We start from the raw sequence: 15,964 nt of genomic DNA on the forward strand, positions 1-15,964 counted from the left end.
ATAAATATTGCAGTTGAATCACTGCATCCCTTTTGAACACGTATTATAAAGCGATTCAAACCTCGTTTTGGGAGGAACATATATGTCAGATTATTTAGTGATAGTGGAATCACCAGCGAAAGCAAAAACAATAGAACGTTATTTAGGAAAAAAATATAGTGTAAAAGCTTCTATGGGTCACGTGATTGACTTACCCAAAAGTCAAATGGGGGTAAATGTTGAAGAGAATTACGAACCTAAATACATTACGATCAGAGGTAAAGGACCTGTATTAAAAGAATTAAAAACAGCAGCCAAAAAAGCGAAGAAAGTTTATCTTGCAGCCGACCCCGATCGTGAAGGGGAGGCCATTGCTTGGCACTTAGCACACGGTTTAAACATTGATGAAACATCAGAATGCCGTGTTGTTTTTAACGAAATTACTAAAGATGCGATCAAAGAATCTTTTAAACAACCACGTAAAATTGACATGGATCTTGTTGATGCACAACAAGCAAGACGTGTTCTTGATCGTTTAGTGGGATATAATATTAGTCCTTTATTGTGGAAGAAAGTTAAAAAAGGTTTAAGTGCTGGTCGTGTTCAATCTGTAGCCGTTAAATTAATTAATGATCGTGAGAATGAGATTAAAAACTTCCAACCTGAAGAATACTGGTCTATCGACGGTATGTTTGCGAAAGATCAGGAAAAGTTCGAAGGAGCCTTTTATGGAGTGCAAGGTAAAAAGCAAAAGCTTGGCTCCAAAGAAGAGGTTGATAAGATTTTATCTCAAATGAAAGGCAAAGACTTCAATGTAGATAAAGTGAATAAACGAGAACGTAAACGTAATCCAGCAGCTCCTTTTACAACATCTTCTTTACAGCAAGAAGCAGCACGTAAATTGAATTTCAAAGCGAAAAAGACGATGATGCTAGCTCAACAATTATATGAAGGAATTGAATTGAGTAAGAAAGATGGTACTGTGGGTTTAATTACGTATATGAGAACGGACTCTACACGTGTTTCGGATACAGCCAAAAAAGAAGCTGCGCAATATGTCGAAGAAAAATACGGAAAGAACTTCTTAGGTTACGGTGGTAACAAAGGGAAAAAATCTCAAAATGCACAGGATGCTCACGAAGCGGTTCGACCTACATCAACCATTCGAGATCCTAAAACGATGAAACAGTATTTATCACGAGACCAATATCGCTTATATAAATTAATTTGGGAGCGTTTTGTGGCAAGTCAAATGGCACCTGCTGTGATGGATACTATGACGGTTCACTTATTAAATGAAGGAATTGAATTTAGAGCCACAGGTTCAAAAGTTAAGTTCAAAGGCTTCATGAAGTTATATGTAGAGGGTCGTGATGATAATAAAAAGGAAGAGGATAAACTGCTTCCGGAATTAGAAGAAGGCATGACAGTAAAGGCTGAATCCATTGAACCGAATCAACACTTTACACAGCCACCTCCCCGCTACACAGAAGCCCGCTTAGTACGGACGCTTGAAGAGATGGGGATTGGACGCCCTTCCACATACGCACCAACGCTTGATACTATCCAACGACGTGGCTATGTAAGTCTAGATAGTAAACGGTTTGTGCCAACTGAGTTGGGTGAGATTGTCATTGATATCTTAAAAGAATATTTCCCTGAGATCATCAACGTTGATTTTACTGTTGAGATGGAAGAAAATCTGGACGCAATTGAAGAAGGGAAAAAACAGTGGGTTCAAGTCATTGATGAATTTTATCAAGGTTTCGAAAAACGCCTTGATAAAGCAGAGAAAGAAATGGAAGAAATCGAAATTAAAGATGAACCTGCTGGTGAGGATTGTGAAGAATGCGGACATGAAATGGTTTATAAAATGGGACGCTATGGAAAGTTTATGGCATGCTCAAACTTCCCAGATTGTCGTAACACAAAACCAATTTTAAAAGAAATCGGTGTAGATTGTCCGAAGTGTAAAGAAGGAAACATTGTTGAACGGAAGAGTAAGAAAAACCGCACTTTCTATGGTTGTGATCGTTATCCTGAATGTGACTTTATCTCTTGGGATAAACCAATCAGCAGACCATGTCCGAAATGTAGCTCGTTAATGGTGGAGAAAAAATCCAAGAAAAAAGTACAGGTACAATGTACAGAATGCGACTACAAAGAAGAAGCCCAGTAATCGAATAGTTAGAGAGCATTGAATAGCAACACAGTTCAATGCTCTTTTTTATTTTCTAGATAAACAAAACTCAGTAAACTTTATTCCGTTAAATGGCAGGATTGTTGAAGACTTGATTCCGAGATATTGGTTGGGAGAAGTCCGTTACTGTTGAGGAATTTGTTCCGGTCAGTGAAACGGAAAGCCTGTTGTGGAAGAAAAGCCGAGCCTCCTCGTGCCTGCGGGGTCTCGTCTTCCCTTTGTTACCACGACAGTTTGCCGTTTCCTTCCCTCCACGCGATTATGGAGACTAACGGACCATAATTTGGACTTTCCCATCTCAAATTGATTGGAAATCATATTCAGAGAAGTTGCTCAGACCCTTGTCATGAGCGGTTCCGTTAGTCACCATTCGGCAAAGGTGGGATGTGGAACGGGTTGACTCCAGCGGAAGAACGGAGTGACGAGACCCCGCAGAGAGCTTGCGAATGAGGAGGCTCGGCGCTTCGTCCGCAGGAAAGCAACCCGTTCCACAGCCCGCCTATCTGCACAAAAGCAACGGAACCATACGCACTTTATCTCGATTCCAAGTCTTCAACAATAGGGGGCTTTAGTCGAATAAACGATTACCTTATGAAATATCTACATAAAAACAATTTCATCCCGACTTAATTGACACTCAAAATCGTTCAAGCTATAATCTACGGATGGTAAGGAAATTTGCTTGACGGAAACGTATAACACCTTCCAAGATTGGCCATGATGGTCATGTGAACGTTCTGTACACTTATCTGAGCTAAAAGAACTAATTCATGTTAGATTTAAATTTGCACTTATGGGAAACAATTCAGAATTTTGTTACAATTTTGTAAAATCCATTGCATAAGGGGTTTGTCTTGTGTTAGTATTTAAACGCCTTATGTGGGGGGATTGTATGGAAAAGTTTGTCGAAGAACGCAAAGCGTTTACAGAATATTTACAAATTGAAAAGAACGCGTCTCCATATACCATCCACTTTTACCAAAGGGATATTGAATCCTTCTTTGAGTTTTTGAACAAAGAAGGAATTATTCAATTGGGAGAAGTGGATTATGCCGTTATTAGAGTTTTTTTAACGGAGCAATATGATCAAAAGCTTTCTAGAAGAACGGTGTCACGCAAATTATCAAGTCTTCGAACATTTTATCGGTTCTTAGAAAGAGAAGAGATCGTAACAAGTAATCCTTTTATCTCTGTATCCCTACCTAAAATGGATAAACCAATCCCTGATTTCTTATACCAGGAGGAATTGGAGAAACTGTTTCATGTTAGTGACACTAGTACTCCTCTTGGAGAACGCAACCAAGCTCTATTAGAGATCTTATATGCTACAGGAATGCGTGTTAGTGAATGTAAAAAATTAACCCTGCAAGATATTGATTTTTCGCTAGGTACAGTATTAATTCATGGTAAAGGTCGCAAAGAAAGATATGTACCATTCGGCCGTTTTGCGCAAGAAGCATTAGAAGCTTACATTAATAATGGAAGAAACTCGTTATTACAAAAATCAAACCAAACCAATGATACAGTTTTTTTAAATGCAAGAGGCGCACCTTTGACCCCAAGAGGGATTTCAACAATACTAGAGCAAATGGTTAAGAATGCAGCATTAACGATACATGTTACTCCCCATATGTTAAGACACACATTTGCTACACATTTACTTAATGAGGGAGCGGACTTACGCTCTGTGCAAGAGCTTTTAGGACATGAACATTTAAGCTCAACTCAAATTTATACTCATGTAACCAAGGATCATTTACGTAATATTTATATGAATAGTCACCCAAGGGCATAATGGTTAAATATTAAGGAATGAGGTGGAATGAATGGAACACCCTTTTCATGCTACTACGATTTTTGCAGTTCAACACAATGGTCAATGTGCGATGAGCGGCGATGGTCAAGTAACCTTTGGAAATGCAGTTGTCATGAAACACAAGGCAAAGAAAGTTCGTACATTATATAAAGGCCAAGTGTTAGCTGGATTCGCAGGTTCAGTAGCAGATGCATTTACACTATTTGAAAAGTTTGAAGGAAAACTTGAGACATATAACGGGAATTTAGCTAGAGCAGCTGTTGAACTGGCAAAAGAATGGAGAAGCGATAAAGTGTTGAGACGCTTGGAAGCTATGCTGATTGTTATGAACAAAGAGCATATGTATCTTGTTTCAGGTACTGGTGAAGTCATCGAGCCAGACGATGGCATTTTAGCTATCGGTTCAGGTGGCCATTATGCATTAAGTGCGGGAAGAGCGTTAAAGCGTCATTCACAAGACAAAACAGCAAGTGAAATTGCACATGCTGCATTAGAGATTGCTGGAGAAATTTGTGTGTACACAAATAACGAAATTGTCTTAGAGGTGTTGGAGGACTAAAGGAGGTTGTTCATGTATGGCGAATAACTTAACGCCAAGACAGATTGTGGAACAATTAGACCGTTATATTATCGGACAAAGAGAAGCTAAAAAGGCCGTTGCAGTTGCATTGAGGAATCGGTACCGACGTATGAATCTTTCTGATAAATTAAAGGATGAAATTGTTCCCAAAAACATCTTGATGATCGGTCCTACTGGTGTAGGTAAAACTGAAATTGCTAGACGCTTAGCTAAACTAGTGGGGGCACCATTTGTGAAAGTTGAAGCAACAAAATTCACTGAGGTGGGTTATGTTGGTCGTGATGTTGAGTCAATGGTACGTGATTTAGTTGAAACGTCAGTTCGTATTGTGAAAGAAGAAAAAATGGAAGGTGTGAAAGAACGAGCTGAGAAACTGGCTAATGAACGTATTGTTGAATTAATGGTTCCAAAAAAGAAAAAGCAAACAAATATGAAAAATCCACTAGAAATGTTCTTTAACCAGCAACAAACAGAAGAAGATACAACAGAACAACAAGAAGAAGACAATGTTGAACAAAAGCGAAAGCGTGTAGCTCACCAGTTAGCCATGGGTGAATTAGAAGATCACATGGTGACAGTTGAACTAGATGACCAGCAACCTTCTATGTTTGATATGCTACAAGGTTCGGGAATGGAACAAATGGGGATGAACATGCAAGATGCTTTTAGCCAATTCATGCCTAAAAAGTCTAAGAAGCGTCGTCTAACAGTGGCTGAAGCACGAAAAGTGTTAACACAGGACGAAGCTCAAAAGTTAATTGATATGGATGAAGTATCACAAGAGGCTGTAACAAAGGCAGAGCAATCTGGTATGATCTTTGTTGATGAAATTGATAAGGTAACTGGCGGTAATGATCAATCTTCATCAAACGTGTCGCGGGAAGGTGTACAGAGAGATATTCTTCCGATTGTGGAAGGGTCAACGATTGTAACAAAATATGGACCTGTTAAAACAGATCATATTTTATTCGTTGCTGCAGGTGCTTTTCACATGGCAAAACCTTCAGACCTTATCCCGGAATTACAAGGTCGTTTCCCAATCCGTGTTGAGCTTGATAAATTAACAGTTGAAGATTTCGTGAACATTCTCACAGAGCCGTCAAACGCTTTATTAAAGCAATATAAGGCATTATTAGAAACAGAAGGTATAAATGTAGAATTTTCTGACGAAGCTGTAAATAGACTCGCAGAAGTTGCATTTGAAGTGAATCAAGAGACCGATAATATTGGAGCTCGTCGATTACACACAATCTTAGAAAAGCTGTTAGAGGATTTATCCTTTGAAGCCCCAGATATTAATATGGAAACGATTGAGATTACAAAAGCATATGTAGACGATAAGTTATCTTCAATTGCAAAAAATAAAGATTTAAGCCAATTTATATTATAGGAATGAAAGGAACAGGAGGATCGTTATGAAATTATTAGATCGTGCACGAAACATTAACTCTATGCTTCAGAAAACAACAGGTAAATCGGTTAACTTTAACGACATGTCCCAAACACTACGTGACACAATAGGAGCAAACATTTTCATCTTGAGCCGCAGAGGTAAGCTACTTGGCTTTGCGATCAAACAGGAAATTGAGAACGAGCGTATGAAAAATATGCTTTCTGAGCGACAATTTCCTGAAGAATATACAAGAAATCTATTTACTATCCAAGAAACCACTCCAAACATTGATATTAATAGTGATTTTACTGCATTTCCAGTAGAAAACCGTGACCTATTTAAAAATGGACTTACAACGATCGTTCCGATTATCGGCGGTGGTGAGCGACTGGGCACATTAGTATTAAGTCGTATTACAGAAAGTTTTAATGATGATGACCTACTTCTTGCTGAATATGGTGCAACGGTAGTTGGAATGGAAATCCTTCATGAGAAAACTGAAGAAATTGAACAAGAAGCTCGAAGTAAAGCAGTTGTTCAAATGGCAATTAGTTCTTTATCCTACAGTGAACTAGAAGCTATTGAGCACATTTTTGAAGAGTTAGAAGGTAAGGAAGGCTTACTTGTTGCAAGTAAGATCGCTGATCGTGTAGGGATTACACGTTCTGTAATTGTAAACGCTTTGCGTAAATTAGAAAGTGCTGGTGTTATTGAGTCTCGTTCTCTAGGAATGAAAGGAACCTATATCAAAGTATTAAATGATAAGTTCCTTTATGAGCTTCAAAACATGCGTTTAAATTAATAAATTAACTTAATCTTAACAAATCCTACAATCGTCTCCTTTAAAAGGAAGATTGTAGGATTTTTTTATGTACTCAGAAATGAAAAAATACCAACTTGATGGATAAAAGCTGGTCGACAATGTTTAAAAAGAAGTGATGATCTATTAAAGAAAACCCGTTGTTCCTTTTATAGAAAAGTAATCAAATTGAAAGAATCCCAATGGATTGGAACTGATGGTAATTTTAACAGTTTCGACATTTAATTTCCTTCTTTACTATGTCATAATAAGAAAGAGATAATAAATTGTCTATTATTGTAGCGAAATTTGTCGAAACGCCATAATGATCCATATAATTCCACTTTACTAAATCAATAGTCATGAGTGTATAAGAAATTTTTAACACCCCTACATAAATAGGGATTAAATCTCATAGACATCCAGTCTACTTTTTTCTACAATAACCGTATGATATAGGTCTCACTACTTAAAAAATTAGTGAAAAAGGAGGGGGAATATGACACTGTTCGGGAAAACAATCCAAACTTTAGAGCATTCATTAGATTATTCATCCCTAAAAAATCGCACAATTGCTAATAATATTGCAAATGTCGACACACCAGGATACAAATCAAAAGAAGTTGTGTTTAAAGACGTTTTAAACCAAGAGCTATCACCATCATTTGAGAGCAAACGTACACATGAAAAGCATATTCCGTTTACATCACAAAATCATATCCGCTCCTTTAACGTCACAACAAAATCCAACACATCTTACAACCACAATGGTAACAACGTGGATATTGATAAAGAGATGTCCGATCTAGCTAAAAACCAAATTTATTACCAATCCTTAGTTGATCGATTAAATGGGAAATTTAGAAGTCTAGAATCCGTAATCAAAGGAGGGAGATAATTCATGAGTATTTTTTCATCATTTAATGCTTCTGCAAGCGCATTGACAGCGCAACGACTACGCATGGATGTTATCTCATCCAACATAGCGAATGCACAAACGACTAGAGCAACAGTAAATGAAAATGGGGAATGGCAGCCATATCGTAGAAAAATGGTCAACATTGAACCGAAAGGACAATCATTCCAATCTTATCTATCTCATGCAAAAGGTGAAACCTCATCTCCAGGTGGAGGCGTTAAAGTTACTGAAATCCAAGAAGATGATGAACCATTCAAAATGGTATTTAACCCAAATCATCCTGATGCAAATGGTGATGGATATGTAGCGATGCCAAACGTTGACCCTTTGAAAGAAATGGTTGACTTAATGAGTGCTACTCGTTCATATGAAGCTAACGTAACTGCTGTTAATGCAAGTAAAAGCATGCTTATGAAAGCTTTAGAGATTGGTAGATAATAGATAGAAAGGTGTGATAGGGATGACAGGTGGTTATAACCCAAATTCCATTAACGCACTTCAGCCAAGTGCAGTAACTCAACCTAAAAAAATAACACCCAAAGAAGCTCATTCTGTTTTTGCAGAAAGTCTAAAAAATGCAATTAATAATGTTAATGAAGCTCAGGTTGAATCTAATAAAAAAACAGAACAACTGGCTAAAGGTGAAATTGATAACTTACATGATGTAATGATTACAGCGAAAAAAGCTAGTATTACACTTCAAACGGCTGTACAAGTGCAAGGAAAAGTTGTAGATGCTTATAAAGAAGTTATGCGTATGCAAGTGTAGTTGTAATATAGTGGAATGATACCCCTTTTGTAAAAATCTTAAAACTAGATTCCTAAAAATTTAAAAGGTATCAAAAATGTTAGGTTACTTAATAGGGTGATCACAAATTACATCGTAGAATTAGTTCTGGACCACGGGGGCAATTATGAGAGAAAAGCTACAATTTTATAAAGAAAAAGTAACGGAGTTTTGGAAAGGCCGAACTCTCGCCCAAAAAAGTATATTCATAGGTGCAATTATAGGATTATTCATCTTAATCATTGGCGTGAGTGCCTTCGCATCAAACCCCAAAATGGAACCACTATATAGCAACTTGTCATTGCAAGAAGTAGGCCAGATCACAACAGAACTTGATAGTAGAGGTATCAAGCATGAGTTAAGTGATGGAGGGCGTACCGTATTAGTTCCTCAAGAGCATGTTGATTCATTAAAAGTTGGTTTGGCTTCTCAAGGATTGCCGAATAGTGGAAACATTGATTATTCCTTTTTTAGCGCGAACACTTCTTGGGGGATGACGGATAATGAATTTGATGTCATTAAACTAGATGCGATGCAAACGGAATTATCTAATTTAATTAAAAGTATTGAAGGGATCGAGGACGCTAAGGTTATGATTAACAAACCTGAGGAATCGATCTTTATTGGAGAGAAAGCACAGGCAGCTTCTGCTTCTGTTGTCATTAATACTCCTTATGGCGTAAATCTAAAGGAAAGCCAGATAAGTTCTCTCTATCATTTGGTTTCAAAATCCGTTCCAAATCTTCCTACAGATAATATCGTCATTATGAATCAAAATTTTGAGTATTTTGATCTAAAAAATTCAAATTCTACTGCTAGTCATATGGGCTCATATGAACAACAGCAACAAATTCGTAATAATATTGAAAGAGATATTCAACGTAGAGTTCAACAAATGCTAGGAATGATGGTGGGGCAAGAAAATGTCATTGTCTCAGTAACAGCAGATGTTGATTTCACAAAAGAAAATAGAACGGAGAATTTAGTGCAGCCTTCTGGCCCTGAAGGAGATGAAGGACTGCCAGTAAGTGTAGAGCGTATAACTGAAACATACTCTGGAAATCCACCAGTTGGAGGTACACCTGGTACTGGAGAAGAAGATGTACCAAACTATGACACGACTGACGGAGAAAATGATGGGTCCTATGAAATGGAACGTGAAACCATTAATAACGAATATAATCGTATTCAACGTTCTATTGTTGAGAGTCCATATAAGTTAAGAGACTTAGGAATTCAAGTAGCCGTAGATGAAAATAAAAATGGAACTGACGGCGAAGGAAATACACTTAAGCTAACAGCTCAAGAGCAACAAACTGTTGAAGAAAGCATCCAATCTATCTTAAGTTCTATTATTCAAACTTCAATCGATAAAGAATATGGTCCTGTTACTCCAACTGAAAAGATTGCTGTTGAGTTCCAAGAGTTCAACGGGAAACCTCAATTCCCTACATCATCTACACCTGTTATACCGATGTGGTTATATGCTGTAGGTGGCGTATTACTTGTTATAATCGTTGCACTCATTTGGATGCTTGCTAGAAGAAATAAACGAGAAGAAGTACAGGAAGAATATGTTGAACGTCAACAATCTCCTGTATCAGTTCCAGATATTGATGAAGAACAAGAAACAGAAGAATCATTACGAAGAAAGCAATTGGAACGAATGGCAAAAGATAAGCCTGAAGATTTTGCTAAGCTTCTAAGAACATGGATCGCTGAAGATTAGGGGGAAGGCAAATATGGCGAAGCAAAAAGGAGAACTGACTGGGAGACAGCGAGCAGCTGTACTCCTCATTTCTCTTGGGCCTGATGTATCTGCACAAGTATATAAGCATTTGACCGAAGAAGAAATCGAGAAACTAACATTAGAAATTTCATCTGTGAAAAAAGTAGAATCTCAACAAAAAGAAGAAATCATCGAGCAATTCCATCAAATCGCATTAGCGCAGGATTACATTTCACAAGGTGGTATTGGCTATGCCAAAACCGTTCTTGAGAAAGCTCTAGGCGAAAATGAAGCGAGTAATATTATTAATCGATTAACATCATCTTTACAGGTGCGCCCATTTGATTTTGCTCGAAAGGCTGATCCTTCCCAAATCTTAAATTTTATACAAAATGAGCATCCACAAACCATTGCATTAATTTTATCTTACCTAGATTCAGAACAATCAGCTCAAATCTTGTCTGAACTACCTCAAGATACACAGGCAGACATTGCGAGAAGAATAGCGATTATGGATTCAACTTCACCTGAGATCATTAGTGAGGTTGAACAAATATTAGAAAGAAAATTATCAACTACAGTTACTCAAGATTACACGCAAACTGGTGGTATTGAAGCTGTTGTTGAAGTGTTAAATGGAGTAGATCGAAGTACAGAGAGAACCATTTTAGATTCACTTGAGATTCAAGATCCAGAGCTAGCTGAAGAAATTAAGAAACGAATGTTTGTATTCGAAGACATCGTCACATTGGATAACCGTGCCATACAAAGAGTTATTCGAGAAGTTGAAAACGAGGATCTTATGTTGTCTCTTAAAGTGGCTAGTGAAGAAGTTAAAGAGGTTGTCTTTAAAAATATGTCAAATCGAATGTCTGAAACATTTCGAGAAGAGATGGAATTCATGGGTCCTGTTCGCTTAAGAGATGTAGAGGAATCTCAAACACGTATTGTTGCGGTTATTCGGCGATTAGAAGATGTTGGGGAGATTGTGATAGCAAGAGGTGGAGGTGACGATATCATTGTCTAACCACCAAAGCTCATCTGGTAAGCGTGTTATTGGTATCAAGCCTTTTTTTCAACAACAAGCAGCAGAAGCTGAAACGAAGGAAGTTGAAGAAAAAACAGTTAACCAAGAACATAAAGTTCTCCAAATGCAGCAGGAAGCTGATGAAAAATTAAAGTACGCTGAATCCAAGTTAGCAGAAGCAAATGAACAAGCAGACCAGGCACTTAAACAAGCACAAGAGCAAATTCAACTGGAAAGAGAACAATGGGAACAAGAAAAGCAACAATTAATCGAAGAAACGACAAAAAACGCTTATGATGAAGGACATAAACAAGGAAAAAACGACGCCTTTCGAGAATATGAAGAATTAATAGAAGAAGCTAGGCGAATTGTAGAGACAGCACAAGGTGATTATTATGATAAAGTTGAAAAAAGTGAAGAAACCATCCTAAACCTTGGGCTTAAAATAGCTGAAAAAATTCTCGGGAAAAAGCTAGAAGATGATCCTTCATCATTTTTATCTATTGTTCATTCAGTAATACAGGAAGTTAAAGAGCTTGAGCAGCTTGCACTATATGTTCACCCTGATCAATACGCAATCGTTATTGATCAAAAGAGTGAACTAGATCTCATTGTAGATCACCATGCAGATCTTTCAATTTATCCGAAGAATGGTCTAAAACCTTACCAATGTTATATTGAATCTTCGTTCGGACGTGTAGATGCCAGCATTGATAGCCAATTAGAAGAAATAAGAACAAAATTGTTTAACATGCTGAGGGAGGCATAGCGTTTTGAAAGTAAATGAACTTTTAGAGGATATCGAACAACTAGATACCTTCAAACGCTACGGTAAAATCCACCGTGTTGTCGGGCTCATGATCGAGTCCAAGGGCCCTGAAGCAAGTGTTGGTGAAGTATGTGTCATTCATTCCAGCCCTAAAAAGGGCGAAAAGATCCTAGCTGAAGTTGTAGGGTTTCATAACGAAAATGTTTTACTTATGCCATATGCCGAAATTAACCACATTGCACCTGGTTGTTTAGTAGAGGCAACAGGAAACCCACTGCAAGTGAAAGTGGGGCGTGGATTGGTAGGACAAGTTATTGACTCATTAGGGAATTCGCTTTTTGAAGATCCTCTTCCGAAAGGTTTAACGCCATATCCTACTGAACAATCACCTCCAAATCCATTATCTAGGCCGAGAATTCAAGAACCTATTCAGGTCGGTGTCCGTTCCATTGATACATTACTTACGACAGGAAAAGGGCAACGGGTTGGGATTTTTGCAGGTAGTGGTGTGGGAAAAAGTACGCTTATGGGAATGATTGCACGAAATAGTGGTGCAGATATTAATGTGATCGCACTTATTGGAGAACGAGGACGAGAGGTTCGAGAATTTATTGAAAAAGACTTAGGCGAAGAAGGTTTGAAAAAATCGATTGTGGTTGTAGCAACCTCTGATCAGCCTGCTTTAATGAGAATAAAAGGCGCATACACCGCCACAGCTATTAGTGAGTATTTTCGAGATATAGGTTACGATGTGAACTTAATGATGGACTCGGTAACAAGGGTTGCCATGGCACAACGTGAAGTAGGGTTAGCTACAGGAGAGCCGCCAACTACGAAAGGGTACACGCCTTCTGTTTTTGCCATACTACCTAAACTACTAGAGCGAACTGGCACGAATCAATCAGGAACGATTACAGCCTTTTACACAGTATTAGTTGATGGTGATGATTTAAATGAACCTATTGCAGATACGGTCCGAGGTATTCTAGATGGACACTTCGTATTAGAACGAAGGCTTGCTGAACAAGGACAGTTTCCTGCAATCAATGTTTTAAAATCAATCAGCCGTGTGATGAACCAAATTACAAGTGAAGCTCACCAAGAAGCAGCAGAGCATTTTCGTTCTCTGTTAGCTACATATGAAGAGAACCAAGAACTTATACAAATAGGTGCTTATAAGAAGGGGTCATCTCGAGAAGTGGATGAGGCGATTCAATACTACCCTCATATCCTTTCTTTTCTGAAACAGGGCGTCCATGATGCAGTTCAACAAGAGGAAGCTATACAACAACTAGTTGAGTTATTAGGCAGAGGTGATACTTAATGGCAGAGGTTGCTACGTTTTATAAGTTGTTAGACTTAAAAGAGACAGAGAAGAATCTAGCTCAAAAAGATTATCAAGATTCTGTTGATCAATTTGAAGAGATTGCAACTAAACTCTATCACTTATTAAAACAAAAAGAGGATGCAGAAGCGAAATATCATCAAGCACTAGAGTCAACGACAAATGTCAGTACACTACACCTAAACCAACAATACATCGCTCGATTAGATCAACAAATTGGTCAGCTTCAACCATCAGTCCAACAAGCTCGAGGAAATATGGAGCAAAAACAAGAAGTTCTTTCCTCGGCCCATGTAGAAATGAAAAAATACGAGAAAATTATAGAACGTAAAGAAGAATTCCATAGAGTATCTGAAATAGAGCACGAAAAGAAAGAAATGGATGAGATCTCTATGCAACAATTTATTAGTCAAGGAAGTTAGGTGAACGGACATGGCCGCAAATGAGTATAAAAATGAGGAGGAAAAGACAGGGAGGTTTCAATGGTTTGTGCTTGTTATTTTAATTCCATTAATCTTCGCTATCATGTTGAGTTTAATCGTAGCCACTATAGCTGGTGTGAATGTATTTGAAGCAGCTCAAAAATACTCTAGTCAAATCCCTGTTATATCCTCTATCATTCCGGATCAAGATGAAAAGGAAAGCTCTGAGGCTGGGTCACCTGAGCTAAAAGCAGAACTAGAAGATAAAAAAGCTCAAATTCAATCATTACAAAATGAACTAACCTCTAAAGATAAGACGATTGAAGAATTAAACAAAGAGATTACTGACTTAACAAATCAACTAGCAGCTAAAAATGAATCGAAAAAAGAACGAGATCAACTTTTGAAAAAAATCTCTACCTCATTTAAAGAAATGGATGCTGAGCAAGCAGCGCCTATTGTTGCAAACTTAGACCAGAATGTTGCTATAGCTCTTTTGGAAAGTTTACCAGATGAAGAGAGAGGCTTGATTTTTGCTGAAATGAATCCAGAACAGGCTGCTAATTTAACAAGTGCGTTTGTCGAAAGCACAAATGCTCCAGAAGAGTCAAATTCATCAGAAGAATAGTTAAAACTATTACTTGAAAGGGGGTGAAAATATGAATCTAGGTGCGTTAATGAGCTCGAATATGAGTAATTCCAAAAAGATCTTACAGACGTTGAACTCAGCAGAAAGTAGTTCAAAGCTAGGGGCATTTGGTGAACAATTACAAAGTCTTGTAAACCAATCAGGTCCTGTGGGGAATGCACTTTCCACAAAAATGGGTGAAGGAGAATTCCTCAATAAGTTAAAAGATTTGTTTGGCTCATTAAAACAATTGCTTCAATCCCTTCCAAAGGATGTATTGAAACTTGAAGAATCAATGCTCACTTCTCTCGAGCAAAGCGGGCTATGGGAGAAGTTATCACAAGATTTAAAAGACTCAATGAAACAATTGTTTAATGGTGAGACAACCATCAATGAGCTCATTCAAAAAGAATCTGATTTAAAAGTTCCACAAAACATGTTAGCCCTTTTTGCATGGTTTCAAACGTCAAATTTACAAGAAACAAAGAATTTACAAGCTCAGCAATTATCATCAGAAATGAAGCAACTCATTCAATCTATGGACCTTTCAGCTAAAAAGGACAATCAACCGGTTCATGGGTGGAAGCAAGCTATCTTCTTCACGCAAGAAACTAAATCAACCATTACATCTGAAGGAGTCCAACTAACTGATCAACAAAAGAATCAGTTACGTGAAATGGCTATGAAGCTTCAAACAACTTTTGAAAAGATGTCACAACTCAGTCAACCACACTCTTCAGAAATCACAAAGCTAGAAAAGCAAATGTTTGAGCTTGCTAAACAATGGCTTCAGCTAGAAAAACAATCGAATGTGTCTGCTAAAGATCGGTCACAATTGCTTCAGGCTTTGAAAGAGCAAGGCATATCCCAGAAAGGTAGTCAAATATGGGATAAAGTCCTTACCAACTTACAAAAGCGTCAAACATTTTCGAGCATGAACCATTACGGTACAGATGCAAAGGTAACATACAAAGAGTTTAGTAAGTGGATGCAGAATGCTTGGAAAAACATGAATGCAACATCTCAATCCAAACAAGATGTTTCTACTCAACAATCCATTACAGCATCTTTAGATACCATGCCGATGTCTAAACAAGAGCAATATGTGATTAAGATGAATACAAATCAGCAAGAAGCAAATACACAAAGGCAATTAATTGATCAATTCCAAAAAGTAATGAACAGAAGCCGTTTCTTATCTAATCAGAATGGTCAGCAACTATCCATTAAGCTCAAACCTGGTAATCTAGGAGAGATGATGGTGAGAATGACTCAGCAAAATGGGGAAATGATGGTAAAGATTATGGTTACATCTCAAACGACCAAGGAGATGCTTGAAGGGAACTTGCAACAATTAAGACATATGTTCTCTCCTAACCAGGTTGTGGTAGAAAAACAAGATCTCAATGTGAACTCTCAACAAAACATGCACTTTCAAAAAGAACAAGATGAATACTCTGAAGAGCAACATGATCCACAATCTACTCAAGAAGATAATGAACACGAACAACACGATGAAGAAACTGAGTCGCTAGATTTTCATGAGTTATTAATGAATGAGAAAGTGTAGG

Annotated in this window: 15 protein-coding genes; all 15 read left to right on the forward strand. The window is 37.7% G+C overall.

Translation table 11 applies throughout. The features are described 5' to 3' along the window. Positions 1-82 precede the first annotated feature (82 nt). The 15 genes from topA to H514_RS0118455 all read left to right on the forward strand — a co-directional run bounded on the left by topA (position 83) and on the right by H514_RS0118455 (position 15,963). Entirely contained in the window at positions 83-2,158 is a 2,076-nt protein-coding gene (gene topA / locus H514_RS0118385; RefSeq protein WP_027448276.1) for a type I DNA topoisomerase, read from the forward strand. A gap of 913 nt (positions 2,159-3,071) precedes the next feature. Next, complete coding sequence (gene xerC, locus H514_RS0118390) at positions 3,072-3,974, forward strand: tyrosine recombinase XerC (RefSeq protein ID WP_027448277.1); 903 nt, start codon at positions 3,072-3,074, stop codon at positions 3,972-3,974. 31 nt (positions 3,975-4,005) lie between these two features. Beyond that, positions 4,006-4,554, forward strand: a complete 549-nt coding sequence (gene hslV / locus H514_RS0118395; RefSeq protein ID WP_027448278.1) for an ATP-dependent protease subunit HslV — start codon at positions 4,006-4,008, stop codon at positions 4,552-4,554. Positions 4,555-4,570: 16 nt separating this feature from the next. Continuing rightward, on the forward strand, positions 4,571-5,965 hold the full coding sequence (gene hslU, locus H514_RS0118400) for an HslU--HslV peptidase ATPase subunit (RefSeq protein ID WP_027448279.1): 1,395 nt from the start codon (positions 4,571-4,573) through the stop codon (positions 5,963-5,965). Between the two features lie 25 nt (positions 5,966-5,990). After that, the gene (codY, locus tag H514_RS0118405; protein WP_027448280.1) at positions 5,991-6,770 is read left to right on the forward strand and encodes a GTP-sensing pleiotropic transcriptional regulator CodY; all 780 of its coding nucleotides are present in this window, start codon (positions 5,991-5,993) and stop codon (positions 6,768-6,770) included. Positions 6,771-7,266: 496 nt separating this feature from the next. Continuing rightward, positions 7,267-7,665 (forward strand): flagellar basal body rod protein FlgB, encoded by a 399-nt coding sequence (gene flgB / locus H514_RS0118410; protein WP_027448281.1) that lies wholly within the window; start codon positions 7,267-7,269, stop codon positions 7,663-7,665. A gap of 3 nt (positions 7,666-7,668) precedes the next feature. Beyond that, positions 7,669-8,124: a flagellar basal body rod protein FlgC gene (gene flgC, locus H514_RS0118415; protein ID WP_027448282.1), complete on the forward strand. Its 456-nt coding sequence runs from the start codon at positions 7,669-7,671 to the stop codon at positions 8,122-8,124. Positions 8,125-8,146: 22 nt separating this feature from the next. Beyond that, a complete protein-coding gene (gene fliE / locus H514_RS0118420) occupies positions 8,147-8,455 on the forward strand; it encodes a flagellar hook-basal body complex protein FliE (protein WP_027448283.1) in 309 nt (102 codons plus the stop codon). A 145-nt stretch (positions 8,456-8,600) separates the two neighbouring features. Next, positions 8,601-10,202 (forward strand): flagellar basal-body MS-ring/collar protein FliF, encoded by a 1,602-nt coding sequence (gene fliF / locus H514_RS0118425; protein WP_027448284.1) that lies wholly within the window; start codon positions 8,601-8,603, stop codon positions 10,200-10,202. Between the two features lie 13 nt (positions 10,203-10,215). Beyond that, positions 10,216-11,229 (forward strand): flagellar motor switch protein FliG, encoded by a 1,014-nt coding sequence (gene fliG, locus H514_RS0118430; RefSeq protein ID WP_027448285.1) that lies wholly within the window; start codon positions 10,216-10,218, stop codon positions 11,227-11,229. Then, complete coding sequence (gene fliH / locus H514_RS0118435; protein WP_051255220.1) at positions 11,222-11,998, forward strand: flagellar assembly protein FliH; 777 nt, start codon at positions 11,222-11,224, stop codon at positions 11,996-11,998. The genes fliG and fliH overlap by 8 nt, the downstream gene beginning before the upstream one ends. Before the next feature lie 4 nt (positions 11,999-12,002). Further along, on the forward strand, positions 12,003-13,322 hold the full coding sequence (gene fliI, locus H514_RS0118440; RefSeq protein ID WP_027448287.1) for a flagellar protein export ATPase FliI: 1,320 nt from the start codon (positions 12,003-12,005) through the stop codon (positions 13,320-13,322). Continuing rightward, positions 13,322-13,765 carry a flagellar export protein FliJ gene (gene fliJ, locus H514_RS0118445; RefSeq protein WP_027448288.1) on the forward strand — a complete coding sequence of 148 codons (444 nt, stop codon included), beginning with the start codon at positions 13,322-13,324 and terminating at the stop codon, positions 13,763-13,765. The genes fliI and fliJ overlap by 1 nt, the downstream gene beginning before the upstream one ends. Positions 13,766-13,775: 10 nt before the next feature. Continuing rightward, on the forward strand, positions 13,776-14,393 hold the full coding sequence (locus tag H514_RS23490; RefSeq protein ID WP_051255221.1) for a MotE family protein: 618 nt from the start codon (positions 13,776-13,778) through the stop codon (positions 14,391-14,393). A 31-nt stretch (positions 14,394-14,424) separates the two neighbouring features. Further along, positions 14,425-15,963 carry a flagellar hook-length control protein FliK gene (locus H514_RS0118455; protein ID WP_027448289.1) on the forward strand — a complete coding sequence of 513 codons (1,539 nt, stop codon included), beginning with the start codon at positions 14,425-14,427 and terminating at the stop codon, positions 15,961-15,963. Position 15,964: the final 1 nt, after the last annotated feature.

The organism is Pontibacillus marinus BH030004 = DSM 16465, from assembly GCF_000425225.1.
GTDB lineage: Bacteria > Bacillota > Bacilli > Bacillales > BH030062 > Pontibacillus > Pontibacillus marinus.

Excerpts from the sequence above, each read along its gene's own strand:
- topA (WP_027448276.1), top strand. The coding sequence starts at position 83 with ATGTCAGATTATTTAGTGATAGTGGAATCACCAGCGAAAGCAAAAACA.
- xerC (WP_027448277.1), top strand. The coding sequence starts at position 3,072 with ATGGAAAAGTTTGTCGAAGAACGCAAAGCGTTTACAGAATATTTACAA.
- hslV (WP_027448278.1), top strand. The coding sequence starts at position 4,006 with ATGGAACACCCTTTTCATGCTACTACGATTTTTGCAGTTCAACACAAT.
- hslU (WP_027448279.1), top strand. The coding sequence starts at position 4,571 with ATGGCGAATAACTTAACGCCAAGACAGATTGTGGAACAATTAGACCGT.
- codY (WP_027448280.1), top strand. The coding sequence starts at position 5,991 with ATGAAATTATTAGATCGTGCACGAAACATTAACTCTATGCTTCAGAAA.
- flgB (WP_027448281.1), top strand. The coding sequence starts at position 7,267 with ATGACACTGTTCGGGAAAACAATCCAAACTTTAGAGCATTCATTAGAT.
- flgC (WP_027448282.1), top strand. The coding sequence starts at position 7,669 with ATGAGTATTTTTTCATCATTTAATGCTTCTGCAAGCGCATTGACAGCG.
- fliE (WP_027448283.1), top strand. The coding sequence starts at position 8,147 with ATGACAGGTGGTTATAACCCAAATTCCATTAACGCACTTCAGCCAAGT.
- fliF (WP_027448284.1), top strand. The coding sequence starts at position 8,601 with ATGAGAGAAAAGCTACAATTTTATAAAGAAAAAGTAACGGAGTTTTGG.
- fliG (WP_027448285.1), top strand. The coding sequence starts at position 10,216 with ATGGCGAAGCAAAAAGGAGAACTGACTGGGAGACAGCGAGCAGCTGTA.
- fliJ (WP_027448288.1), top strand. The coding sequence starts at position 13,322 with ATGGCAGAGGTTGCTACGTTTTATAAGTTGTTAGACTTAAAAGAGACA.
- H514_RS23490 (WP_051255221.1), top strand. The coding sequence starts at position 13,776 with ATGGCCGCAAATGAGTATAAAAATGAGGAGGAAAAGACAGGGAGGTTT.
- H514_RS0118455 (WP_027448289.1), top strand. The coding sequence starts at position 14,425 with ATGAATCTAGGTGCGTTAATGAGCTCGAATATGAGTAATTCCAAAAAG.